Source organism: Roseateles rivi (assembly GCF_043555845.1).
Lineage (GTDB): Bacteria > Pseudomonadota > Gammaproteobacteria > Burkholderiales > Burkholderiaceae_C > Roseateles > Roseateles rivi.
The window spans coordinates 155,156-179,088 of record NZ_JBIGHZ010000006.1; the positions used below are offsets into that span (position 1 = coordinate 155,156).

Genomic DNA, 23,933 nt, shown 5'->3' on the forward strand with positions numbered 1-23,933 from the left:
ATTATGGCTCACGAATAAATCGGCATCAAATCAAGCCCGAGGCACCATGTCCAGGTACTGCCAGTAGTCGCTGCCGAACAAGGGGCGGCGGAACCCCCGCACCCAGGGTTGGGCCAGGTCGTTGCTCACCGAGTGGCTGACGATTTTGTAGGGCACCCAGGCCACGGCCAGGCGCTTGGCCTCGTGGAAGAGGGCGTTGCGCTGGGGGCCGTCGGGCAGGGCCTGGAGCTGCTCGTACAGGGCGTCGAGCTCGGGCAGGGCCACGCGGGCGACGTTTTGCGAGCCCGCCTGCGGGCCGTGGTAGCGCGCCAGCGCGGCCAGGCCGTCGGGCACATCGCTGCTGACCGAAAAGCCCCAGATCATGAGCTGTCCGGCGCGCGCGGCTTTGAGGTGGTCGCCAAAGTTGGCGGTTTTGAAGCGCACATTGAGCCCGATGCGCTTCATGTTGATGCGCCAGAGCTCGTCGGTCTGGCGGGCGCTTTGGGTGGGGGTGGTGGCCACTTCCAGGACCAGGGGGCGGCCGTCGGGTTGCTCGCGCCAGCCGTCACCGTCGCGGTCGCGCCAGCCCCAGGCGTCCAGCAGGGCGCGGGCGCGGGCCGGGTCGAACTGGCCCATCTCGCTTTTGAAGTGGGGGTCGTAGCCGCTGGTGTGCGGCACCAGGGGCGAGTGCGCGGGCACGCCCTGGCCTTTGCGCACCAGCGCGAGGTGGCGCGGCACGTCCATGCCCAGCGAGATGGCGCGGCGCAGGGCCACGCGTTCGGGCTGCAGGCCGCCCACCACGGGGTGGCTCATGGTGAAGAAGATGAGTTCGCTGTCGGCGTTGAGCTGGCGTTTGAGCTGCAGGCCCTGGGCGCGCAGCGGCGCGCTCAGCTCGCCGTGCTGCACGGCCTGGCTGATGAAGTCCGCCGGAATGCCGTCGCCCGGTGGGCCCAGCAGGTCCAGCTCGCCCTTCAAGAAGGCCAGCCAGCGCGGCTGGTTCTCTTCAATGATGCGAATGTCCACGGCGTCGAGCAGCGGCAGGCGGCGGCCCTGCAGCTGGCGGGCCAGGGCCTGGCCCTCGGCGTCGTCGCTGGCGGCTTGGGCGTCGAGGTAGCGCTCGCGGTAGTGCGGGTTGCGCTGCAGCAGGATGCGCGAGCCGCGGCTCCAGCGCGCCAGCACAAAAGGCCCGGTGCCCACGGGGTGGGCATCTATGGCCTCGCCCCAGTGCTGCACCACCTCGTGCGCCACGGCGCCAAAAATGTCGTTGCCTGCCAGGCGCTCGATCAGGCGCGGGCGCGGCTGCGCCAGGCGGATTTCCAGCGTGTAGCGCCCGGTGGCGCGCAGGCCCGGGATCTCGCGCTCATAGTCGAAGTGGCCGCTGCGCAGCGCCTCCTCACGCAGCGCGTCCAGCCCCAGCATGCCCGCGGTTTGCACAAAGGGCATCATGGGCGAGCGCAGGGCCGGGTCCATCAGCCGCTTGAAGCTGTAGACGTAGTCCGCCGCCACCAGCTCGCGCGCACGGCCGCCAAAGGCCGGGTCGGGGGTGAAGAAAATGCCCCGGCGCAGCTCGATGGTGTAGTGGCGGAAGTTGTCCCGCACCTCGGGCAGGGCCGCTGCGGTGAGCGGGCGAATGCGCACCGGGCGCGCCAGCGGGTCGTAGTCGTAGAGGGCCTCAAAGATATGGGCCGTGACTGCGCGCGAGTAACCGTCCGAGATGCGCGCGGGGTCAAAGCCCGTCTCAGCGGCTTTGAAGGCGATGCGCAGGGTTTTGTCCGGCGCAGCCGCGGCCGCAGCGTCCATGCTGCCCAACCCCAGACCCAGGGCCGGGCTGCACAGCCATTGGCGGCGGCGCATCAGCGCTGGGCCCCGGCGGCGTTGGCGGCCAGCCAGGCTTGGTAGTCCTGCCACAGCGTGCCCAGTGCGGCGCCGCCCGTGCAGGCGGCCACGGCGGCTTCCCAGCTCCAGGGGCTGACTTGCCGTGCCCCACTGGGCTTGGCCGTGGCGTTAAAGCATGGGGCAAAGTCCGCGTGGCCTCGGTGCGTCTCCAGCCAGGCAAAAAAGAAGGAGGTGGTTTTGTAGCCGTCCGTCCAGTGGCCGCCGGGCTTGCGCAGGCTCTCGGGCTGGTAGCCCGCTTTGAAGCGCACCCAATCCGCCACGCCCTCCAGCGCCGCACCGGCCATGCCTTCGTAGTGCTGGTAGGCGTGGGTCATCTCGTGAAAGAGGATGCCGCGCACCTCTTGCGCCACATTGCCGCCTTTGGCGGCGTAGCGCTCCAGGTAGAAGGCGTTGACGTTGACCACAATGCCCTCAGCCGGGCTGCCTGCTTTCCAGGCAATGCCCTTGGGTTCGTCCTGCCAGCGCTCAATGCGCAGCTCCATGCGGCCAAAGGCCGGTACCTCCGAGGGGTGGCGGTAGAGCGTTTGCACCACCTGGCTGCCAATGGCCAGGATGTAGGCCTGCGCATCGGGCACGAGCTGCTTGAACAACTCCGCACCGGGCGATCCGTCGTTTTTGTAAACGACCTCGGGCGTGCTCACCGCGGCCCATGCGGCGGGCGTGGCCGCGGGGCTTTGTGCAAGGCTGGGCAGGGGGCCGAGCAGGGCGGCCCAAAGAAGCAAAGTCTGGCGCAAGGGCATATCCGGGGGGGGGCGAGGTCTGGTTGATGGGGCAGGGGGTGTGAATCTGGGCGGCATTGTTTGACACCCCAGCAGCGCCAACCATGGAGAAAAGCTGCAGCGCAGCCCCAGCTTTGCTCGCGCGCCGCAGCGCGCGGTGCTGGCTAGCATCGCGGCAGCCGCCACGCTTGGCCGACTTCTTTGTGTTTTGCATTTGCCCCTCTTTCACGCCATGACCTCAACCCCGCCTCGCCCCGCAGACTCCAGCGCGCTGGATGCCGTCGACGTCTTCATCGGTACCGGGGGCGATGGCCACTGCACCCCGGCGGCCACGCTGCCTTTTGGCATGGTGCAGCTGGGCCCTGACACCCAGCACCGCAGCCACCGCCAGGCCTACCCCTGGTGCGCGGGCTACCGCTGGGAGGACGACTCGCTGCTGGGCTTCTCGCACACGCATTTCTCGGGCACGGGCCATGGCGATTTGGGCGATGTGCTCTTCATGCCCATCACCGGCGCCACGCGGCTGGAACCGGGCTACCCCGAGCGCCCCTTCAGCGGCTACCGCTCGCGTTTTTCGCACGAGCAAGAGCGCGCCTCGCCGGGCTATTACGCCGTGCGTGTGCTGGACCACGAGGTGGATGTGGAGCTGACCTGCAGCACACGCGTGGGCCTGCATCGCTACCGCTACGCCGCGGGCGAAAACGCCAAGCTCATCCTGGACCTGCGCAGCAGCATTTACGACCACAACGGCAAAGTGCTCTGGAGCAAGCTGCGCCAGCGCAGCGCCCACCGTTTCACCGGCATGCGCCTGACGCGCGGCTGGGCTCCAGCCCGCCAGCTCTATTTCGCCATTGAGTTCCAGCAAGCACCCACGCTGCACGAGCTGCACAACACCGAGACCGACGTGCCCTACCGCGGCTTTCGCGCGCCGGGCCACGCCAACCCCGTGGGCCGCAAGGCGCTGGAGGGCCGCGCCCTGGTGGCGGCTTTTGAATTTGGCGCCGTGGGCCAGCTGCAGTTCAAGGTGGCGCTGTCCACCGTGAGCGAGCAAGGTGCGCTGGACAACCTCCAGGACATCGAGGGCTGGGACTTTGAGGCCACCCACCAAGCGGCGCGCGCGCAGTGGCAACAGGCCCTGGGCGCGCTGGAGCTGCAGGCCGAGCCGGCCATGCGCCAAAGCCTCTACACCGCGCTCTACCACGCGCTGCAAGCGCCCAGCCTGTGCATGGACCGCGACGGCCAGTACCGCGGCCCCGACGGCGAGGTGCACCGCGCCGAGGGCTTTGAATTCCACTCCACCTTCTCGCTGTGGGACACCTACCGCGCCCTGCACCCGCTGCTGCTGCTGGTGCAGCCCGAGAAGAAGAACGCCGACTTCGTCAACAGCCTGCTGGCCAGCCAGCAGCACAGCCCGCACGGCATCTTGCCGGTGTGGAGTTTCCATGGGCTGGAGACCTGGTGCATGATCGGCTACCACGCGCTGCCGGTGATTGCCGACGCCTACCTCAAAGGCGTGCGCGGCTTTGACGAACAAGCCGCGCTGCAAGCCATGCTGGCCAGCAGCCAGTACGGCGCTTACGCTGGCGTGCAGGCCTATATGGAGCACGGCTATGTGCCCTGGGACCGCGAGGGCGAGGGCGTCTCCAAAACCCTGGAATATTGCTTCGACGACTGGACGCTGGCGCGCATGGCCAAGGCCATGGGGCAGGCCGATATCGCCGCCCAGTACGAGCAGCGCGCCCAGGGCTTTCGCGCCCTGCTGGACCCCGCCACGGGCTTTGCGCGCGGCAAGGGCAGCGACGGCCGCTTCCGCGAGCCCTTCAACCCCACCGCCGCGGGCTATGGCAGCGACTACACCGAGGGCAGCGCCTGGCAGTACAGCTGGTACATGCCGCATGACGGCGCTGCGCTGGTGGGCATGCTGGGGGGCGACGCGGGTTTGGTGGCGCGCCTTGATGCCATCTTCGAGGCCGACACCAACGCCAAGATGTACGGGCATATGGAGGACATCTCCGGCCTCATGGGCCATTACGCCCACGGCAACGAGCCCAGCCACCACATTGCCTACCTCTACGCCCACGCCGGTGCGCCGTGGAAGACGCAGCAGCGCCTCTCGGCCATCGTGCCGCGCCAGTACCAGTGCGGGCCCGCAGGCTTGGCGGGCAACGACGATCTGGGCCAGATGTCGGCCTGGCTGGTCTTCACCGCCCTGGGCTTTTACCCCGTGGCCCCGGCCAGCGGCGAGTACGTCATCGGCCGGCCCTTTGTGGAGAGCGCCACTTTGAACCTGCCCAACGGCCAGCGCTTTCATGTGCGCACCGAAGGCCTGAGCGAGCGCGCCATCTACGTGCAAGAAGCCCGCCTGAACGGCGTGCCGCTGCCCGGGCCAGTGCTGCGCCACGCCGACCTGGCCGCCGGGGGCGAGCTGCTCTTTGTGATGGGCGAGCACGCCAACACCGACTGGGGCCAAGCACCTGCGGCACGGCCCCTGAGCCAGACGCCTTACGAAGCAGCGCGCTAGCGCACACACAAGGCCACGCGGCCAGCGCAGCGGCGGGGGTCTGATCCGACAATCAGGCCTTCGCAAGTTGCCCTCTGGCTTTGCCGCCCATGTCCACGCCCCGTGCCCCGTTGGAGCCCCTGCGCCCAGCCCTGAAAGAACGCCTGCCTCCGCTCAACGCCTTGCGCGCTTTTGAGGTGGCAGCACGCCAGCGCTCCTTTGCCGCTGCCGCGCGCGAGCTCTTCGTCACCCCCGGTGCGGTGAGCTTGCACGTCAAGCAGCTGGAGGACTATCTGGAAGTGCGCCTCTTCGTGCGCGAGAGCAAGGGCCTGCGCCTCACCGCCGAGGGCGAGCGCTACCTGCCGCTGGTGGCCGAGGCCTTTGCGCGGCTGCGCCAGGCCACGCAGGGGCTGCGCGGGCGCCAGCTCGACACCATCCACCTCGCAGCACGCCCGCTGTTGGCGCAGCGCTGGTTGCTGCCGCGCCTCAACGCCTTGCTCGCACCGCTACCGCACTGCCATGTGGAGCTGGAAACCGAGCTGGACCGCGACCCCCAGCGCCACACCGTGTGGCTGGACTACCTGCCCGCACAGGGCGAAGACCTCTGCAGCGAGCCGCTGTTCACCAGCAGCGTGGTGGTGGTGGCCGCGCCAGCCTATCTGGCGGGGCTGGGCCTGTCAGCCCAAGCGCTGGATGCTGCGGCGGACTGGCGCCTCTTGCGCCTGCTGCACGACCGCCCGCTGCAAGGCGTGGCCGACTACCCGCACTGGCTGGCCATGCTGCAGGCCTTGGGTGTGGAGCAAGACCTGGAGCGCCAGCCCGCGCTGAGCTTTGCCAACGGCCTCATGGCGCTGGAAGCGGCGTGCCAAGGCCTGGGCGTGGCGCTGGCGCCGCGCGCACTGGTGGGGCAAGACTTGCAGCAAGGCCGCTTGGTGCTGGCCTGCCCGCCGGTGGCGGCGCAGCGCCAGACCTACCACCTGGTGTGGCGGCGCAGCGCTCAACAGCGCACCGGCGTGGCCGAGCTGCTGCAGGGGCTGCGCGCTGCGGCGCTCACAACATCCGACCCGGATTGAGCAGCCCTTTGGGGTCCAGCGCCTGCTTGATGGCGCGCATCAATTGCAAAGCCACAGGGCTCTTGCGCTGGGCCAGCTCATCGCGCTTGAGTGCGCCAATGCCGTGCTCAGCCGAGAAGCTGCCGCCATGGGTCTGCACGTGGTCGAACACCAGCTGGTTGACGGCGTGCTCGTGCGTGCCCAGGAACTCGGCGGCGCTCACCCCCTCGGGGGCCTGCAGGTTGTAGTGCAAATTGCCATCGCCCAGATGGCCGAAGTTCACCAGCCGCGCGCCGGGGAAGGCCTGGGCCAGGGCGGCGTCGCACTGCGTCACGAACTCAGGAATGCGCGACACCGGCAGCGAAATATCGTGCTTGATGTTGAGCCCCTCTTCGGCCTGCGCCAGCGGAATGGACTCGCGCAAGTGCCACATGGCGTGGCTTTGCGTGAGGTTCTCGGCAATGGCGGCGTCGTCAATCAAGCCTTGCTCCAGGGCTTGCTCCAGCATGCCTTCGAACTGGGCGCGGGCATGGGCCTCGTTTTCAGCGTCCGAGAGCTCCAGCAACACCGTCCAGGCATGGCCGCTCAAGGGTTGGGTGAGGTGAGGGAAGTGGCGCGCCACCAGCTGCAGCGAGAGCTCGTTCATCACCTCAAACCCCGTGAGGGCCGAGGCGCAGTGCTGCTGCGCGAGGCTGAGCAAATCCACCGCTGCTTGCAGGCTGGCGCAAGCCGCCAGCGCCGTCATGCGGGCGCGCGGGCGTGGGTAGAGCTTCATGGTGGCGGCGGTGATGACGCCCAGCGTGCCCTCCGAGCCCACAAAGAGGTGGCGCAAGTCGTAGCCGGTGTTGTCTTTGCGAAGGCCTGACAGTCCCTCCCAGATCTGGCCATCGGCCGTCACCACTTCCAAGCCCAGGCACAGGTCGCGCGCATTGCCGTAGCGCAGCACTTGCGTGCCGCCAGCGTTGGTGGCCAGCACGCCGCCCAGGGTGCAGCTGCCTTCAGCGGCCAGGCTCAGGGGGAAGAGCAGCTCGGCCTGTGCCGCAGCCTGCTGCACCAGTTGCAGCACCATGCCCGCCTCGGCCGTGAGGGTGAGGTTGGCCGGGTCCACGCCGCGCAGGCGGTTCATGCGCTGCAGGCTGAGCAAGATTTGCGTGCCGCTGGCGTCGGGCACGCTGCCACCCACCAAGCCGGTGTTGCCGCCTTGCGTGACCACGGGCACGCCTTGCTCGTGAGCCAGGCGCATCACGGCCGCCACCTCAGCCGTGCTGGCCGGGCGCACCACCGCCAGCGAGCGGCCGTGGTAGCGGCGGCGCCAGTCTTGCTCATAGGCGCTGAGGTCTTGATCTTGCGGGCGCAGCACATGCGCATCGCCCACGATGCCCCGCAGGGCCTGCAGCAAAGAATCACTCATGGGATGTTCCTGGACAACATTGAGATTTCAAGCGTGGCGCGGCCTGCGCGCCGCTGGCGCTAAAGAGCGGCCTTGCGTGCCGCGGCCAAGCGCTGGCGCACATGGGCCGCGCAGGCGGCAAATATGGCCACGGCCAGCAGCAGTTCGGCCCAGCCCAGCCAGGCCGAAAGCCCGCTGTCAGAGCTACCGCGCACGGCACCCTCGGCCACATAAACCCACACCAGCAGGCTCAGCCAGCGAAAGGTGTAGAGCCGGTAGCGCCACAGCCCCAGCAGGGGCACAAACAGCGGCAGGGCCTTGATGGCCAGCGTGCCCCGGCCTATGGGCGCCCACCACAGTTCCCAGCCCAGGCACAGCAGGGCCAGGGCCAGCGTGCCGCCCAGGGCGATATTGCGGGTCAAGCGCTCGGCGCTGCTGGGGGCGGTGCGCACAGCTTGGGCCTCAGGTGTTGGGGTGTGGGGGGCAGGGAAATCCGGGGTCGAACGCGCTGTCGACTGCACAGAGGGGGTTCGAGACATGCTGGCATCATAGCGAGCATGAGTTTGACGCAGACGCCCGAGCCTCGGGGATGGAAAGAATGGCCCGCATATGCGGGGGGTCAGTTATTGCATTGGCCTTGGGGTGAAACCTTTGCGGTGTTTCGCAAGCGCTTTGCCGAAGAGCACCTGGGTCTCAATGCCGCCGGTTTGACGCTGACGACCTTGATTTCCCTGGTGCCACTGCTGACTGTGGCCCTGGCCCTGTTCACGGCATTTCCGATTTTTTCGGACTTCCAGCGCGCGCTGGAGCAGTACTTTTTGAAGAGCCTGGTGCCTCCCAATATCGCCAAGCCGGTGCTGGGGTCTTTGACCCAGTTCTCCGCCAAGGCCAAGGGCTTGGGTGCAGTGGGCTTGGTGGCGCTGGGGGCCTCGGCCCTGCTGCTGATGCTGACCATAGACCAGACGCTCAACCAGATCTGGCGCGTGCGCCGCCCCCGCCCGGTGGCGCAGCGCGTGCTGGTGTATTGGGCGGCCCTCACGCTGGGGCCGCTGCTGCTGGGCGCGAGCCTGGCCTTCACCAGCGGTGTGCTCACGGCCGGAGCCAGCTGGCTGGGCGAGCCCAGCACCCGCCCGCCACTGGCGCTGTGGAGTGTGGTGGACCTGCTGTTGCTGGGCGCGGGCATGGCTGCACTGTTTCGCTTTGTGCCCAACACCGAGGTGCGCTGGCGCCATGCGCTCTTTGGCGCGGCCTTTGTAGCCTTGGCCTTTGAACTGGCCAAGATGGGGCTGGCTTGGTATGTGCGCCAAGTCACCACCTTTTCCACGCTCTACGGCGCTTTCGCCACCGTGCCCATCTTTTTGATTTGGATGTACATGGGCTGGACCATCGTGCTGCTGGGGGCCATTCTGGCGGCCAATGCGCCGGCATTGGGCAGCGCCTCGCGCCTGCTGGCGCGCGCCAGCGCGGGCGGGGCAGGGCAGCCGCTGGAGCTGGCGCTGCAGTGCCTGTCGGTGTTGGCGCGCACGCAGCGCGACGGTCAAGCCGGGCTGGGGCAGCACGCGCTGGCGCGCAGGCTGCATGTCAACCCTCTGCAGCTGGAGCCTACTTTAGAGACGCTGTTGGCGCTGGACTGGGTGGGGCGGCTGGACGAATCGGGTTCGCAGCGCCTGGTGTTGCTGGTGGACCCGCACAACACCCTGGCGCGACCGCTGCTGGCGCAGCTGCTGGTGGCACCGCGCGGGGCGCTGGAGCCCTTGTGGCGCTCCACACGCATGGCCGCGTTGACGCTGGCCGAAATCCTGCCCGACAGCCCTCGCTGAAGCGCTGCGGTGGGCTCTGCGCGCCTTCAGCTGCGCAGCACCACCAGCAGCGCCGTGGCCACGCCTTTGCCGCCATTGCGAATGGCGTGTGGCCCGTCGGCGCCGTAGCGCGCGGTTTCACCCGCTTTGACTTTGCGGCTCAGGCCAGCGGCGTGCACTTCCAGCGCGCCGCTGAGCACGCTCAGGTGTTCGCGCGAGCCGGGTTCGTGCGCATCAGACTCCAGCGCGCCGCCGGGCTGCATCTCCAGCTCATACCACTCGAATTGCCCCGCCAGGTCGATGGGCCCCAGGATGCGCAGTTGGCACAGCCCGTCGGGGCTGCTCAGCGCGGGTGTGCCGTGCGAGGGCACGTGCTCGATGGCGGCCTTGGGTGCGCGCTCGCCGCCCAGCAGCTCGGCCAGCTCCACCCCCAGGGCATTGGCCAAGCGCCACACCACGGCCACCGTCGGGTTGGCCTGATTGCGCTCAATTTGGCTGAGCATGGACTTGGAAACCCCGGCGCGGCGCGACAATTCGTCCAGCGACAGCCCTTGGCTTTGCCGCAGGCTCTGCAAGGTGGCGCCCACGCGCGGGGGCTCCAGGCTTTCGGGGGTGGTAACCGTCATGCTGCTTGACCTGCCTCGGTACTTGCTGAATACTGCACGCCTGTTCGATATAGTGAACAAGTTCGATTTAACGGATTGTGCCCCACGGAGTGCAGCATGGCCAATATTCAAGATTTCTACCAGCATGTCCGCCAAGAGCTAGACGGTATCCGCGAGGCCGGCCTCTTCAAGGGCGAGCGCATCATCACCAGCCCTCAAGGTGCGGTGGTGCGCACCCGTGATGGGCGCGAAGTGATCAATCTGTGCGCCAACAACTACCTGGGCCTGTCCTCGCATCCGCAAGTCATTGAAGCCGCTCACGAAGCCCTGCGCACGCATGGCTATGGCCTCTCCAGTGTGCGCTTCATCTGCGGCACGCAAGACATTCACAAAGAACTCGAAGCCCGCATCGCGCGCTTTCTGGGCACCGAAGACACCATCCTTTACGCCGCAGCCTTTGACGCCAACGGCGGGCTTTTCGAGCCGCTGCTGGGCGAGGCCGACGCCATCATCAGCGACGAGCTCAACCACGCCTCCATCATCGACGGCATCCGCCTGTGCAAGGCCAAGCGCTTTCGCTACAAGCACAACGACCTGGCTGACCTTGAAGCCCAGCTGCAGGCTGCTGAGGCCGCAGGCGCACGCTTCAAGCTGGTGTTCACCGACGGCGTGTTCTCCATGGACGGCACGATTGCGCAGCTCGACAAAATCCGCGCGCTGTGCGATCGCTACGGCGCGCTGCTGGGCATTGACGAGTGCCACGCCAGCGGCTTTTTGGGCGCGACCGGCCGCGGCACGCATGAGCACCGCGGCGTGTTCGGCAAGATTGACATCATCACCGGCACGCTGGGCAAGGCGCTGGGCGGCGCCTCGGGCGGCTTCACCACGGGCAAGCGCGAGGTGATCGAGCTGCTGCGCCAGCGCTCGCGCCCCTATCTCTTCAGCAACACCGTCGCGCCCAGCATCGTGGGCGGCTCGCTGGCGGTGCTCGACATCCTGGAAGGCTCCACGCAGCTGCGCGACAAGCTCGAAGCCAACACCGCCTATTTCCGTGAGGCCATCCAGGCCGCGGGTTTCGAGATCAAGCCCGGCACCCACCCCATCACCCCGGTGATGGTGTATGACGCCGTCAAGGCCCAGCAGCTCAGCGCGCGCTTGCTGGAGCTGGGCGTTTACGCCGTGGGCTTCTTCTACCCCGTGGTGCCCAAGGGCCAGGCGCGCATTCGCACGCAGATTTCTGCCGTGCATGAGCGCCACCACCTCGAACAAGCCGTGGCCGCCTTCACCCAAGCCGGCCGCGAGCTGGGCTTGATTCCGGCCTGAGCACGAGCCGCTTTCTCTCTATCTTTTGCAGTACCTCCCCATGAGCAGCCCCAAGATCCTCATCATCGGCGCCAATGGCCAGATCGGCACCGAGCTGGCCACCGAGCTGGCGCGCCTGCACGGCGACCACAACGTCATCACCTCCGACCTGGCACCCGAAGGCCGCGTGCCCCAGCTGCGCCACGAGTCGCTGGACGTGACGGACGCGGCCGCACTCACGGCCTGTGTGGAGCGCCACGGCGTGACGCAGATCTACTTGCTGGCCGCAGCGCTGTCGGCCACGGGCGAGAAGCACCCGATGTGGGCTTGGGACTTGAACATGAAGGGCCTGCTCCATGTGCTGGAGCTGGCGCGCACGCACAAGCTCGAGCGCGTGTTCTGGCCCAGCTCCATTGCTGCGTTTGGCCCCACCACGCCCAAACACCACACGCCGCAAGACACGGTGATGGACCCCAGCACCATCTACGGCATCTCCAAGCAGGCGGGCGAGCGCTGGTGTGCCTGGTACCACGCCAAGCACGGCGTGGACGTGCGCAGCCTGCGCTACCCCGGCCTCATCAGCTGGAAAACGCCCCCGGGCGGCGGCACCACCGACTACGCCGTGGACATCTTCTATGGCGCCATCAAGGAAGGCCGCTACAGCTGCTTCCTGGAGCAGGACCAAGGTCTGCCCATGATGTACATGCCAGACGCCATCCGTGCTACGGTGGAGCTCATGCACGCACCGGCCCAGCACATTGCTGAGCGCGGCTCCTACAACCTGGCGGGCTGCAGCTTCACGCCCGCAGAAATCGCGGCCGAGATCCGCAAGCACATCCCTGAGTTTGAAATCAGCTACGCGCCGGATTTCCGCCAGAGCATCGCGGCCAGCTGGCCCCAGTCCATCGACGACAGCGTGGCCGCGCGCGACTGGGGCTGGAAGCCGCAGTACGACCTCAGCGCCATGGTGCAGGACATGCTGCAAAACCTGCGCCCGCTGCTCAAGACCTGAATTCCGGGCCGGGCCGCATGGCCAGTGGGGTCGATATTTGATTGGCGCCTAAACGCGCCTCGTTTGTGCGCAGCGTGTCTCGTCGACGGTGCTAGTCTTGCGTCAACCAAGACGCCCGTTGGCGAAAAGGATGGCTCCATGCTGCTGCGTCCCCTGGCTTTGCTGGCCTTGTTGCCCCTTGCTGCGCAAGCGGTACAGAGTCCTGTTGCTGAAAGCTCTGCGCCCGATCCGGTGCAAGCCAGCTCGAGCACAGACACGGCTGCCCCAGCTGACCCCGAATCCACGCTCAAGCTGCAGTTCCTGGTGGGCGCGGTTTGGCGCTTTGGCCCCACTGCGCCGGGCGCCGAGGCCAACTCTGGCTCCCTCAAACCCCTGGTGGCGCTGCGCTGGGGGCGCTGGCGCATCTCGTCCTCGTCAGCGGGTGGGATGTTGGGCTTTGGCCGCGGTGAGGCGGGTCCTGGCGCCAGCACCGAACTTTTCCGGCGCGACAACGTACGCCTGGGTCTGGGCCTGCGCATGGATTCCGGGCGCAAGAGCGCCGACAGTGCCAACACAGCGGGCCTGTCGGATGTGCGCTCCACCGCACGCCTGCGTCTCTACGGCAGCTGGGCGCTGAGCCCGCAGTGGAACTGGACCAGTGCTGTGAGCACCGACATCCTCGGTCGCCGCGGCGGCATGCAGTTCAGCACGGACATCTCGCGCCTGCTGCTGCGCACCGCCACGCAGGAAGTCAGCCTGGGGGCAGGCCTCAGTGCGGGCAATGCCACCTACATGAACAGCTATTTCGGCGTGCCTGAGGGGCATGCACGCTGGGCGACCTACCAGCCCGGCGCGGGCCTGCGCCAAGCCAACGCCGGTGTTGGCTGGCTGGTGCTGCTGCGCCCGGATGTGGTGCTCACCACCGGTGCGGGTGTGACGCGCCTGCTGGGCCCCGCGGCCAACAGCCCTATGGTGGAGCGCCCCAGCAGCTGGAGCGTCAGCATGGGACTGGGTTACCGCTACTGAGCCTGCGTGCGGGGCAGCCCACGGGCCAGCAAGCCCACCAGGGCTTGGCTCATTTCGTCGGGCAGGGCGTGCCCGCAGGGCAGCACGTGGCGGGCGGCTCCCAGGCCGTCCACCAGGGCTTGTGCGGCTTCTGGCGGGGTCATCTGGTCAAACTCGCCCAGCACCACGGCGCTGGGCGCACTCACCAGGGGCATGGCCGCAGGCGCGGCTTCATAGTGTTTGCACAGGCTCAGGTCGTGGTGCAGCAGGGGCAGTGAGGGGGCCAGTGCTTCGTTGCGCTGCATCATGGCCATATTGCGCTCCAGGCGCTCGGCCAGCCCCGGCAAGTCCGCGTGGTGGGAATAGCGGTTGACCAGGGCCATGGCTTCTGCGGGGGTGTCGTGCGCCAGGGCCAGCAGCTTGCCCGACACCCGCATGGGGTAGGCCGTGCCCACCAGCCACAAGGCCTGGCAGCGCGAGCCCAGCAGGGCCGCGGCAGAGAGCGCCACCAAGGAGCCCATGGAGTGGCCAATCAAACACACCGGCTGGCGCACCTCTGCGGCCTCCAGCCACGCCAGCACCCAATGCGCCAGCGCCTCGATGCTGGGCAGGGGCGGGCCTTCGCTGCGGCCATGGCCCGGCAGGTCCAGCGCCGCGCAACTCATGCCCTGCTGCGCCATGCCCGCCTGCACGTCGGCCCAAACGGCGTGGTCGTGCCCTGCGCCGTGCAGCAGCAGGTGCAAGGGGGCTTGGGCCTCTGGCGTAGCCAGTGCAAAGCTGGCGCGGCCTTGTACTGTCAGAAGCAGGGGGGCAGGTGGGGCGAGCGGGGTGCTGCTGGCCTCGGGCGTTGTGGGTTTGGACATGAGGGCGTGCGCGACTCTGGGCGCGCTGTTGTGACGGTGCAGGGGAAGTTCAGCGCTGTGGCGAGTTGGTGTCAAAGCCGCATTCTGGGGGGCGTTTGCCACGGTCATCCCGGCGTCGCTCAGGGCATTGTGTGCTATGTTGGACGCTATACATTGCCACGCTCGGCCTCGGCCAATCCTCCCCTATGAAAGTCTCTGACATCCTGCGTATCAAAGGCAGCACGCTGTTTGCATCCTCACCCGATCAGCCGCTGTGGGATGCGGTTCAGACCATGGCTGCGCACGACATCGGCTCGCTGGTGGTGATGGAGTTCGGCGAGCTCGTGGGCATGCTCACCTTCCGCGAAGTCATTGCGGCCGTGGTGAAAAACGGCGGTGCGGTGGGCACCACGCTGGTTCGCAGCGTGATGGACGACCACCCGCTGACTTGCACGCCCGGCACCGAAATCGACGAAGTGCGCCGCATGATGCTGGGTCGCCACGCGCGCTACATGCCCGTGCTCGACGGCCGCAACCTCATGGGCGTGATTTCTTTCTACGACGTGGCCAAGACCGTGGTGGACGCGCAAGACTTCGAAAACCGCATGCTCAAGGCCTACATCCGCGATTGGCCCAGCGCCGACGGCGCACCGGGCAACTGAGCGCTGGTTATGCCGCACAGCCACCCCGGAAGCGGGTGGTGTTGGCCCAGGGGTGCGGGCTTGCTGCCCTCATAAAATCGGCACTTTCCTCGGGCGCAGCAGCCGCGCACACCGCGCTGGCTGTGTTGGCGCAGCGCGGGGGTCAACAGAGCAGGTCGACATGGCTGGCAGCAGTTTCGGTTCTTTGTTCCAAGTCACGAATTTCGGTGAGAGCCACGGGCCGGCCATTGGCTGCGTCATCGACGGCTGCCCGCCGGGCTTGGCGCTGAGTGAGGCCGATATCCAGCCCGAGCTGGACCGCCGCCGCCCCGGCACCAGCCGCCACGTCACACAGCGCAACGAGCCCGATCAGGTGCGCATCCTCAGCGGCGTCTATGAGGGCCTGACCACCGGCACCCCGATCTGCTTGCTGATCGAAAACACCGACCAGCGCAGCAAAGACTACGGCAATCTGCTCGACACCTTCCGTCCCGGCCATGCCGACTACAGCTACTGGCGCAAATACGGCCTGCGCGACCCGCGCGGCGGTGGCCGCTCCTCGGCGCGCCTGACCGCGCCCATGGTGGCCGCCGGTGCGGTGGCGCGCAAATGGCTGCGCGAGCACCACGGCACGCAATTCCGGGGCTGCATGACGCAGCTCGGGCCTGTTGCCATTGCCTTTGAGGGTTGGGAGCATGTTCACCACAACCCCTTCTTTGCCGCCAACACCAGCCAGATTGCCGAGCTGGAGGCCTATATGGACCAGCTGCGGCGCGACGGTGACTCCATCGGCGCGCGCATCCGCGTCGAGGCCACGGGCGTGCCCGTGGGCTTGGGCGAGCCGCTGTTTGACAAGCTCGACGCCGACATTGCCTACGCGCTGATGGGCATCAACGCCGTCAAAGGCGTGGAAATTGGCGCGGGCTTTGGCTGCGTCACCCAGCGCGGCAGCGAGCATGGCGACGCACTCACGCCCGAGGGCTTTGCCAGCAACAACGCCGGTGGCGTGCTCGGCGGTATTTCCACCGGGCAGGATTTGGTGGCCGAAATCGCCATCAAACCCACCAGCTCCATCCGCGTGCCCAAGCCCTCCATCGACCGCGCGGGCCAGCCCAATGCCGTGGAAACCTTTGGCCGCCACGACCCCTGCGTGGGCATACGCGCCACACCCATTGCCGAGGCCATGCTGGCCCTGGTGGTGATGGACCATGTGCTGCGCCACCGCGCGCAGTGCGGTGACGTGCAGCTGGATCAGCCCCCCATCCCCGGCGCACGGGCCTGAAGCCCCGCACGCTGCCCGACCTGGGCAGAGTGCAGCTCATTACCTCGCTTTTGCGTTTCATCGCAGACGCAGAGGTTTGTCTTGGGCGCTGTCTACACTGCCCCCAGACAACAAGCGCAAAAGAGGGCAGATCGTGCACATCCAACTGAAGCATGGACGGGGCCGTTGGGTCTTGGTCGGAGGGGCCTTGGTATTGCTGGTGGCAGTGGCTGCGGTGGTGGCCAGTGGCAGCAAATCGGCCCAAAGCGCGACAAAGAGCGAAGGGGACAAGCGACCCACGCTGGAGTTCCTCAGCAGCGAAGTGGTGCAGCCCCGGGCGGCGACCATGCCCATGACGGTGGAAATCTCCGGGGCCTTGGTGGCACCCAACACCGTGGTGGTGCGCTCCAAAGCGCCAGGCACTTTGCTGAGTCTGGCCGTGGGCGAGGGTGGTCGCGTGACGCCAGGCCAAGCCTTGGGTCAGGTGGACATGGAGGACTTGCGCCACCGCGTGGACGAGCGCCAGGCCGCCGTGGCGTCGGCGCAAGCGCATTTGGCGCAGCTCGAGCGCCAGCACCGCGCCAATGAAGAACTGGCGGCGCAAAACTTCATTGCCAGCACGGCACTGGACAACTCGCGCTCGACCCTGGAGGCCGCGCGGGCGCAGCTGCGCCAAGCCCAGGCTCAGCTGGGCAGCACGCAGGTGCAGGTGCGTCAGGCCGCGCTGGTGTCGCCCATACGCGGTCTGGTGGCCAAACGCCATGCCTTACCCGGCGAGAAATTGGCTGCCGAGCAAGCCGTGCTCACCATCGTCGATTTGGCGCAGCTGGAATTGCTGGCCCAGGTGGGCACGCATGAGGTGGGCCGCCTGCAAGCTGGCATGAAGGTGCAACTGCGCGTTGAAGGTGTGGACGAGCGCGTGCCCGCTCGCTTGGTGCGCATTGCGCCGGCGGCCGAACCTGGCACGCGCTCGATTGGTGTGGCCCTGGCCTTGGACAACCCCGGCGAGCGGCTGCGTGCGGGCCAGTACGCGGTGGCCCGCATCGAACTGGCAGACACCACTGAGCGCCAGACTTTGCCCAGCGCTGCTGTGCTCAGCGCCGGTGGGCAAGATCAGGTCTGGGTGATTGAGCAGCAACGCCTGCAGCGCCGCAGCGTCACCACCGGGCGGCATGACGCGGTCAACGGCCGCATTGAAATCCTCTCGGGCTTGCAGCCCGGGCAGCAAGTGCTGGCCCAACGCTTTGACAACCTGCGCGAGGGCGACCCTGTGCAAATCGTGCAGCGCAAGGCTGCGTCTGCCTCGGCCCAAGTGGCTGGCGCCTCGGCCGCCAACAGCACGCGCTAAAGCGCCAGGAGCTGCAGATGTTGATCACGCGCATATCGATCAAAAACCCGGTCTTCGCCACCATGATGATGGTGGCCTTGTGTGTGCTGGGGCTGTTTTCCTACAGCAAGCTGGGCGTGGAGGAGCTGCCCGACGTCAGCCTGCCTGGTGCCTACATTCAAGTCAGCTACCCCGGCGCATCGCCAGACGCGGTGGAGCGCGAGCTGGCCAAGCCGCTTGAAGAAGTGCTCAATGGCATTGCCGGGGTGGAGAAGATCAACTCCCGCAGCTTTGAGGGCCGGCTGCAAGCCTATGTGGAGTTTGGGCTCAACGCCGACATGAACCGCGCCATGCAGGAGGTGCGCGACCGCGTGGCGCAGGCACAGTCCGGCTTCCCCCGCGAGGTGCGCGCGCCCCTGGTGATGCGGGCACAGGAGAACTCGCAAGCCATGGTGGTGGCCTCGCTGCTGAGCGAGCAGCGCAGCCCGCGCGATCTGTCGGTGCTGGCTGAGCAGGTGGTCTCCAAGCGCTTGACACGTGTGGAAGGCGTGGCGCGTGTGGATTTGGGGGGCTTGAGCAGCCGTGAGGTGCGCATCGACCTGGATGTGAACCGGCTGCGCGCCTACAACGTGACGCCGGCGCAAATTGCCGAAGCCCTGCGCGCCAGCAACAGTGACCAGCCCGTGGGCCTGCTGTCCGACCCGCAAAGCGACGCCATGCTGCGCGTGGAAGGCCGGGTGCGCGATCCGCGCGAATTCGCGCAAGTGGTGGTGGCCCGCCGGGGCGACCTGGCGCTTACCCTGGGTGATCTGGGCACTCTCAGCCAGCGTGAGCGTGAGCCCGACTCGATTGCCCGCATCAACGGCAAGCCGGCCATCAGCATCTATGTGCACAAGCAGCAAGACGCCAACATCGTGGCCGCTGGTGATGCCGTCAAGGAGGCGATGGAGGAGTTGCGCAAGCAACTGCCGCCCGATGTGAAGCTGGAGCTGATGTACGCCAACAGCGACTGGGTGCGCGGCTCACTCGACGGCCTGCGCAACACCTTGGTCGAAGGGGCGCTGCTGACGGTGGCCATTGTGTTTCTGTTCCTGCACAGCTGGCGCTCCACCATCATCACGGGGCTGACCCTGCCCATTGCCGTGATTGCCAGCTTTATCGCGGTCTATGCCTTTGGGTTCACGCTGAACTTCATGACCATGATGGCGCTGAGCCTGTGCATCGGGCTTTTGATTGACGACGCCATCGTGGTGCGCGAGAACATCGTGCGCCACGTCGCCATGGGCAAGAGCCACCAACAGGCATCGCTGGAAGGCACGCAGGAAATTGGCCTGGCGGTGATGGCCACCACCTTTGCCATTTGCGCGGTGTTTGTGCCCATCTCCTTCATGGGCGGCATCATCGGCAAGTTCTTCTACCCCTTTGGCATTACGGTGGCGGTGGCGGTGCTGGTGTCGCTGTTTGTGAGCTTCACGCTGGACCCCATGCTCTCCAGCGTCTGGCACGACCCACCCAGCCAACGCCTGCAGCGGCTGCCCGTGCTCGGCGCACTGCTGCGCGGCACCGACCGCGCCATGGATGGGCTGCACCGCGTCTACGAGCGCACCATTGACTGGGTGTTTTCGCCGCGCCGTTACCGCCTGTGGTTGCCCCTGGCTGTCTATGCGCGTCCATTTGATGCGCAGGGCCAGCGCGACCGCAGCCAGCCTCGCACCTGGCGGCTGACCACGCTCACACCGCGCGGCGTGGTGCTCGCCGGCGGCCTGGGCAGCTTTGTGCTGGCGCTGGGGCTGTCGACTTTGGTGGGCAGTGAGTTTGTGCCGCAAACCGACCAGGGCTTCACGCAAATTCAGCTGCGCCTGCCCGTGGCCACCAGCTTGGCGCGCGGTGACGCCAAAGTGGCGCAGGTGGAAGAAGTTCTGAAGGGCTACCCAGAAATCCGCAGCGTCTCTACCGTCATTGGGCTGGGCGACAGCGACGCCACCGGGCGCAACCAGGCCACGCTGGCGCTGGCGCTGGTGCCCAGCAAAGAGCGCAAGCGCAGCCAAAAGCAAATCGAAGATGCCATCCGCGAAGACCTCTCGCGCATTCCCGGCATTGAGCTGACGGTGGGCGGTGGCAACCGCCCGGTGTGGATCACGCTGCGCGGCAGCGAACCCGAGGCCCTGGCCCGTGCGGCTCAAGACCTGGCCGCGCGCATCCGCAAAATCCCCGGCACGGTGGATGTGGACACCTCCGTCAAACAGGGGCTGCCTGCCTATGCCGTGCGCGTCAAAACATCGGCGGCGCGTGAGCTGGGCCTGTCCGGGCCGCAGCTGGCCTCCACGCTGCGCGCCTATGTCAACGGTGAAGTGGCCACCTATTGGACGGCCCCCGAGGGCAACCAGGTGGAGGTCTTGCTGCGCCTGCCGCAGGAGCAGCGCCAGCACGTGCAGCAAATGCGCCGCTTGCCGGTGGCCTTTGCCAAAGACGGCACCCCCATTGCTTTGGAGGACGTGGCCACGCTCGAGCCGGTGTTCAACCCCGAGGTGATTCGCCGCCAAAACCTGCAGCGCCGCGAGACCGTGTTTGCCGGCGTGAAGGACCGCAGCGCCGGTGAGGTCAATGACGATGTGAAAAAGCTCCTCAAGTCCATAGAGCTGCCCCCGGGCGTGAGCGTGGTGGTGGACGGCGCGGGCAAGCAGCAGGCCGAGGCCTTCGCTGGTTTGCTGTGGGCCATGGGCTTGGCGGTGGTGTTCATCTACATCGTGTTGGCCAGCCAGTTCGGCAGCTTTGTACAGCCCATTGCCATCATGGCTTCGCTGCCCTTGGCGCTCATCGGCGTGATGCTGGCCCTGCTGCTGTGGCGCACCACGCTGAACGTGTTTTCCATGATTGGCCTGGTGATGTTGATGGGCCTGGTCACCAAAAACGCCATCTTGCTGGTGGACTATGCCAACCAGATGCGCCGCGCCGGTGCCAGCGTGCACGAGGCGCTGCGCCAGGCCGGGCTCACGCGCATGCGGCCCATCATCATGACCACCGCTGCCATGGTGTTTGGCATGCTGCCTCTGGCTTTGGCCCTGAATGATGGCGGCGAGCTGCAAGCGCCCATGGGCCGTGCCATCATCGGCGGTGTGATCACCTCCACGGTGCTCACACTGGTGGTGGTGCCGGTGATTTACTCCTACTTGGTCAGAGAGCGACGGCCCCAGGCCCAAGCCGCACTGTCCACACGCGCTGAAGGAGAGCCCGGACTCGCTGACTGACATGTTTCGGGGGAGGGTGTATGGCCAAAAAACGCAGCCCGCAGCGGCTCAATCTGGCACTGCAAGGCGGGGGCTCGCACGGGGCCTTCACCTGGGGAGCGCTGGATGCGCTGCTCGAAGATGGCCGCTTTGAGTGGGTGGGCGTGAGCGGCACCAGTGCCGGGGCCATGAACGCCGCCGTGCTGGCCAGCGGCTGGGCCCGCGGTGGTGCCCCTGCCGCGCGCGAGGCACTGAGCGAGTTTTGGCACGAAGTCAGCGGTACGCCTGAGTGCTTTGGCGGCTGGGGCTTGCCCACGGGTGGGCACTGGCCGGGCTGGATGTTCAACCGCGACCTGTGGCCGGGCTTCACCCTGTGGCAGTCCTGGCTGCAGCAGTGGAGTCCCTATCAGCTCAACCCCTTCAATGTGGACCCGCTGCGCGAGCTCGTGCGCAAGCATGTGAGCGAGCAGGCGCTGCGCGAAGGGCCGCTGCAGCTCTTCATCACCGCCACCTCGGTGCGCACCGGGCAGCCCCGGGTGTTCAGCGCGGCAGCCTTGAGCCATGACGCCTTGATGGCCTCGGCCTGCTTGCCGCAACAAGCGCAAACGGTGGTGATTGACGGTGAGCCCTACTGGGACGGCGGCTTCTCCGGCAACCCGGCGCTGTGGCCGCTGATTTACGGCACCGACTGTGCTGACGTGCTGCTGGTGCAAATCAACCCGCGCGAGCAGCCTGGCATTCCCACCACGGCCGCGGAGATTGCCGACCGGGTCAACGAAATCACCTTCAACGCCAGCTTGGTGGCGGAGCTGCGCGCCATCGACTTTGTGCGGCGCTTGCTCGAGGCCGGCCAATTAGACCCCCAGCAGTACACCGCCGTGCGTCTGCACCGCGTGGCCGACGAGGCGGGGCTGGCGCCGCTGGATGCCTCTAGCAAACTCAACAATGACGCGCGGCTGCTGGAGCAGCTCTTCAACTTGGGCCGAGCCGCAGCTCAGCGCTGGTTGGCCGATGACGCAGCCCAGGTGGGGCGGCGCGGAAGCATGGACGTCCGCCAAACCTATCTGGCGCCCCGCCAGTGAAGGGCACGGCTGCGTGAAGAATTGCCGCAAGGCAAGCCGCGCTCTCCCTGTCAGGGTATTTCCATACTACTGTTGATGCTGGTGAGGTCTTACATTGACGTTGAATAAATCGAACGGTCGTTCGGTTTTCATCGGAGACGTCAATGGGAATGAACAGACGCAACACGCTGGCGCTGGCCATGCTGGCCATGCTGGCCGCTTGTGGGGGCGGGGGCGAGGCGGACACCACGCCCCGTGCCCACATCAGTGCGGTCAAAGTGATGGGCGACAGCCTGGCAGATGTGGGCACCTTCGGTGGTGTGCGCGCCACCATCCAGGGCAACGACATGTACCCTGAGCTGGTGAGCCAAGCCTATGGGCTGGACAAAGGCTGCAACTTCTTTGCCTTTACTGGCAGCGGCTTTGCCCCCAATGCCAAGGCCGGTTGCGGCAACTTTGCGGTGGGTGGTGGTGTGATCAACGCTGCAGGCAGTGGCTATGTGGCGCAAGACCCACGTGGTTTGGCAGCACAGTTTGCAGCCGCTACGGCAGGGGGGAACTTCGCAGCGGGCGATTTGCTCATCGTCGACGGCGGTGGCAATGACGCAGCCAAGCTGGTGGGCGACTACCTGCTGGCGGCGCGGGACGGCGGTGTGGCCTACACCACCTTGCTGGGCACCTTGCTCAGCGCTCAACAAGTGCAGGCTGCCGCAGCGGGCGGCGCCGCAGGGTTGGCCCAGGCTGGCGCCACCTACATGACGGCACTGGCCAACCAGATGGCTGATCTGGTGCAAACGCAGGCGCTGGCCAAAGGCGCGCAGCGCGTGGTGTTGCTCAATATGCCGGGCATTACCAACACGCCGCGCTTCCAGATGGTGCTCGACGGCATCGCCGCAGCCTCTGGCGGTGGCAGTGCAGGTGCGGCGGCGCGCACCCAAAGCGAAGCCTTGTTCAAGGGTTGGATGGAAGCCTTTAACGCGCAACTGCAAACGCGCTTTGCTGGTGAGTCACGCGTGGCCTTGGTGGACTTTTACACGGCCTTCAACGACCAGGTGGCCACCCCTGAGCAGTTCGGGCTGAGCAACGTCAAAACCCCGGCCTGCCCGGTCACTGGCAAGGGCGCTGACGGACTGCCGACCTACACCTTCGCCACCTGCACCGAGGCCGCCCTGGCTGCAGCAGCACCCAGCGGCGCGGGGCCGGATTGGTACAAGACCTGGGCCTTCTCTGACAGCTTTCACCCCACGGGTTACGGGCACAAGCTGGTCTATCAGCTGATTTCCCGTCGCCTGGCACAGGCGGCCTGGCTGTGAGTCAAGGACGAGGAGGCATTGCCATGAACTTTCAAACCATCCGTGCCTGCAGCGTGCTGTCGGCCTGTTGTCTGGCCGCAGGCCTGGCCTCGGCGCAACACGCAGGCGACTTGGTCGTGCGCCTGGGCGTGACGCAAATCAAGCCCGATGTGAACAGCGGCGATCTCAGCGCGCCCGCGTTCACTGGCACCAAAGCCGCCGTGGGCGCCAGCACCCGCCCCACCGCGGGTGTGACTTGGTTTTGGCGCGACAACATCTCGCTGGACCTGCCCCTGGCCTTGGGCTTTGAGCACGAGCTGACGGGCGACGGCGCCATTGCGGGCATGGGCAAGCTCGGCACGGCCAAGGTGCTACCTGCGACTTTGCTGGTGCAGTACCGCTTTGGGGCGGCAGATGCCCGCGTGCGCCCCTACGTGGGCGTGGGGCCTACCTATGCGCGCTTCTACGGCGAACGCAGCACCATGGCGCTGACGGGCGTGACCGGCGGTTCGCCGACCACGCCCACCACGCTGCGAGTGCAGTCGCATTGGGGTCTGACCGGTGAACTCGGGGCCAGCGTGCAGCTGGCGCCGCGCTGGTCCCTGGACGTCTCGGTGCTCAAGACCAAGCTCAAAACCCGCACCCAGCTCTCCACGGGCCAGCACATGGACATTGCGCTGGACCCCTGGAGCTACAGCCTGTCTGTGGGCTACAGCTTCTAAAGTCCCAACACCCCGCGGCCCTAAGCAGCCGCGGGGGCTTACCGGCGGCCATGACCACGGTGTCGATGTGGTTCGTGCCTCGGTGCTTCTGATTCAGATGAAGCTGCTCATTTCGGCCAAAGTTTTCTTGCTGATATTGGGTACCTGGCAGCCTGGGGCAGGATGGCCCACCACAAGCAGGATATAGGGCTTTTCGTGCGCAGGGCGGCCCAACAGCTCGTTGAGGAAATTCATCGGGCTGGGCGTGTGGGTGAGGGTGGCCAAGCCCGCGTGGTGCAGCGCTGCAATCAAAAAACCTGCCGTCGCCGTGCGCTCCACCGTG

The 23,933-nt window shown here is 66.9% G+C and carries 20 protein-coding genes; 13 read left to right on the plus strand and 7 right to left on the minus strand.

The annotated features are described in order from the left end of the window. Positions 1-30 precede the first annotated feature (30 nt). Positions 31-1,833 carry an ABC transporter substrate-binding protein gene (locus ACG0Z6_RS15815; protein WP_394463156.1) on the minus strand — a complete coding sequence of 601 codons (1,803 nt, stop codon included), beginning with the start codon at positions 1,831-1,833 and terminating at the stop codon, positions 31-33. Further along, positions 1,833-2,615: a basic secretory protein-like protein gene (locus ACG0Z6_RS15820; RefSeq protein WP_394463158.1), complete on the minus strand. Its 783-nt coding sequence runs from the start codon at positions 2,613-2,615 to the stop codon at positions 1,833-1,835. The genes ACG0Z6_RS15815 and ACG0Z6_RS15820 overlap by 1 nt, the downstream gene beginning before the upstream one ends. A 136-nt stretch (positions 2,616-2,751) precedes the next feature. On the opposite strand from ACG0Z6_RS15820, the gene ACG0Z6_RS15825 reads away from it, so the two are divergent. Further along, positions 2,752-5,115, plus strand: coding sequence for a GH92 family glycosyl hydrolase (locus ACG0Z6_RS15825; RefSeq protein ID WP_394463160.1), 2,364 nt, complete (start codon positions 2,752-2,754; stop codon positions 5,113-5,115). A gap of 89 nt (positions 5,116-5,204) precedes the next feature. Next, the gene (locus ACG0Z6_RS15830) at positions 5,205-6,167 is read left to right on the plus strand and encodes a LysR substrate-binding domain-containing protein (RefSeq protein ID WP_394463162.1); all 963 of its coding nucleotides are present in this window, start codon (positions 5,205-5,207) and stop codon (positions 6,165-6,167) included. Here the strand turns inward: ACG0Z6_RS15830 and ACG0Z6_RS15835 are convergent. Next, positions 6,145-7,557 (minus strand): FAD-binding oxidoreductase, encoded by a 1,413-nt coding sequence (locus tag ACG0Z6_RS15835; protein ID WP_394463164.1) that lies wholly within the window; start codon positions 7,555-7,557, stop codon positions 6,145-6,147. The genes ACG0Z6_RS15830 and ACG0Z6_RS15835 overlap by 23 nt on opposite strands. Before the next feature lie 59 nt (positions 7,558-7,616). Further along, on the minus strand, positions 7,617-7,988 hold the full coding sequence (locus tag ACG0Z6_RS15840) for a DUF2069 domain-containing protein (RefSeq protein WP_394463166.1): 372 nt from the start codon (positions 7,986-7,988) through the stop codon (positions 7,617-7,619). A 204-nt stretch (positions 7,989-8,192) separates the two neighbouring features. Here ACG0Z6_RS15840 and ACG0Z6_RS15845 point away from each other — a divergent pair, with 204 nt between their 5' ends. After that, the gene (locus tag ACG0Z6_RS15845) at positions 8,193-9,356 is read left to right on the plus strand and encodes a YihY family inner membrane protein (protein ID WP_394463168.1); all 1,164 of its coding nucleotides are present in this window, start codon (positions 8,193-8,195) and stop codon (positions 9,354-9,356) included. A gap of 26 nt (positions 9,357-9,382) precedes the next feature. Here ACG0Z6_RS15845 and ACG0Z6_RS15850 read toward each other — a convergent pair whose 3' ends face one another. Next, complete coding sequence (locus tag ACG0Z6_RS15850) at positions 9,383-9,961, minus strand: helix-turn-helix domain-containing protein (RefSeq protein ID WP_394463171.1); 579 nt, start codon at positions 9,959-9,961, stop codon at positions 9,383-9,385. A 96-nt stretch (positions 9,962-10,057) separates the two neighbouring features. Here ACG0Z6_RS15850 and kbl point away from each other — a divergent pair, with 96 nt between their 5' ends. From kbl to ACG0Z6_RS15865, 3 genes are all read left to right on the plus strand, one after another. Further along, complete coding sequence (gene kbl / locus ACG0Z6_RS15855; RefSeq protein WP_394463173.1) at positions 10,058-11,263, plus strand: glycine C-acetyltransferase; 1,206 nt, start codon at positions 10,058-10,060, stop codon at positions 11,261-11,263. Positions 11,264-11,303: 40 nt separating this feature from the next. Next, the gene (locus ACG0Z6_RS15860) at positions 11,304-12,254 is read left to right on the plus strand and encodes an NAD-dependent epimerase/dehydratase family protein (protein ID WP_394463175.1); all 951 of its coding nucleotides are present in this window, start codon (positions 11,304-11,306) and stop codon (positions 12,252-12,254) included. Positions 12,255-12,392: 138 nt separating this feature from the next. Next, complete coding sequence (locus ACG0Z6_RS15865; RefSeq protein ID WP_394463177.1) at positions 12,393-13,259, plus strand: MipA/OmpV family protein; 867 nt, start codon at positions 12,393-12,395, stop codon at positions 13,257-13,259. On the opposite strand, the gene ACG0Z6_RS15870 is transcribed toward ACG0Z6_RS15865, so the two are convergent. After that, positions 13,253-14,101: an alpha/beta fold hydrolase gene (locus ACG0Z6_RS15870; protein ID WP_394463179.1), complete on the minus strand. Its 849-nt coding sequence runs from the start codon at positions 14,099-14,101 to the stop codon at positions 13,253-13,255. The genes ACG0Z6_RS15865 and ACG0Z6_RS15870 overlap by 7 nt on opposite strands. A 185-nt stretch (positions 14,102-14,286) precedes the next feature. Here ACG0Z6_RS15870 and ACG0Z6_RS15875 point away from each other — a divergent pair, with 185 nt between their 5' ends. The 7 genes from ACG0Z6_RS15875 (at position 14,287) to ACG0Z6_RS15905 (ending at position 23,611) form a co-directional block, all read left to right on the plus strand. Further along, positions 14,287-14,742, plus strand: coding sequence for a CBS domain-containing protein (locus ACG0Z6_RS15875; protein WP_394463182.1), 456 nt, complete (start codon positions 14,287-14,289; stop codon positions 14,740-14,742). Between the two features lie 160 nt (positions 14,743-14,902). Next, on the plus strand, positions 14,903-16,003 hold the full coding sequence (gene aroC, locus ACG0Z6_RS15880) for a chorismate synthase (RefSeq protein WP_394463184.1): 1,101 nt from the start codon (positions 14,903-14,905) through the stop codon (positions 16,001-16,003). Positions 16,004-16,136: 133 nt separating this feature from the next. Further along, entirely contained in the window at positions 16,137-17,330 is a 1,194-nt protein-coding gene (locus ACG0Z6_RS15885) for an efflux RND transporter periplasmic adaptor subunit (RefSeq protein ID WP_394463186.1), read from the plus strand. Between the two features lie 17 nt (positions 17,331-17,347). Next, positions 17,348-20,557 carry an efflux RND transporter permease subunit gene (locus tag ACG0Z6_RS15890; protein ID WP_394463188.1) on the plus strand — a complete coding sequence of 1,070 codons (3,210 nt, stop codon included), beginning with the start codon at positions 17,348-17,350 and terminating at the stop codon, positions 20,555-20,557. A 20-nt stretch (positions 20,558-20,577) separates the two neighbouring features. Beyond that, positions 20,578-21,618, plus strand: coding sequence for a patatin-like phospholipase family protein (locus tag ACG0Z6_RS15895; protein ID WP_394463190.1), 1,041 nt, complete (start codon positions 20,578-20,580; stop codon positions 21,616-21,618). A 143-nt stretch (positions 21,619-21,761) separates the two neighbouring features. Continuing rightward, complete coding sequence (locus tag ACG0Z6_RS15900) at positions 21,762-22,910, plus strand: SGNH/GDSL hydrolase family protein (protein WP_394463191.1); 1,149 nt, start codon at positions 21,762-21,764, stop codon at positions 22,908-22,910. 23 nt (positions 22,911-22,933) lie between these two features. Then, the gene (locus ACG0Z6_RS15905; RefSeq protein WP_394463193.1) at positions 22,934-23,611 is read left to right on the plus strand and encodes an OmpW/AlkL family protein; all 678 of its coding nucleotides are present in this window, start codon (positions 22,934-22,936) and stop codon (positions 23,609-23,611) included. Positions 23,612-23,704: 93 nt separating this feature from the next. Here the strand turns inward: ACG0Z6_RS15905 and ACG0Z6_RS15910 are convergent, their stop codons facing one another. Continuing rightward, entirely contained in the window at positions 23,705-23,929 is a 225-nt protein-coding gene (locus ACG0Z6_RS15910) for a nitroreductase family protein (RefSeq protein WP_394463195.1), read from the minus strand. Positions 23,930-23,933: the final 4 nt, after the last annotated feature.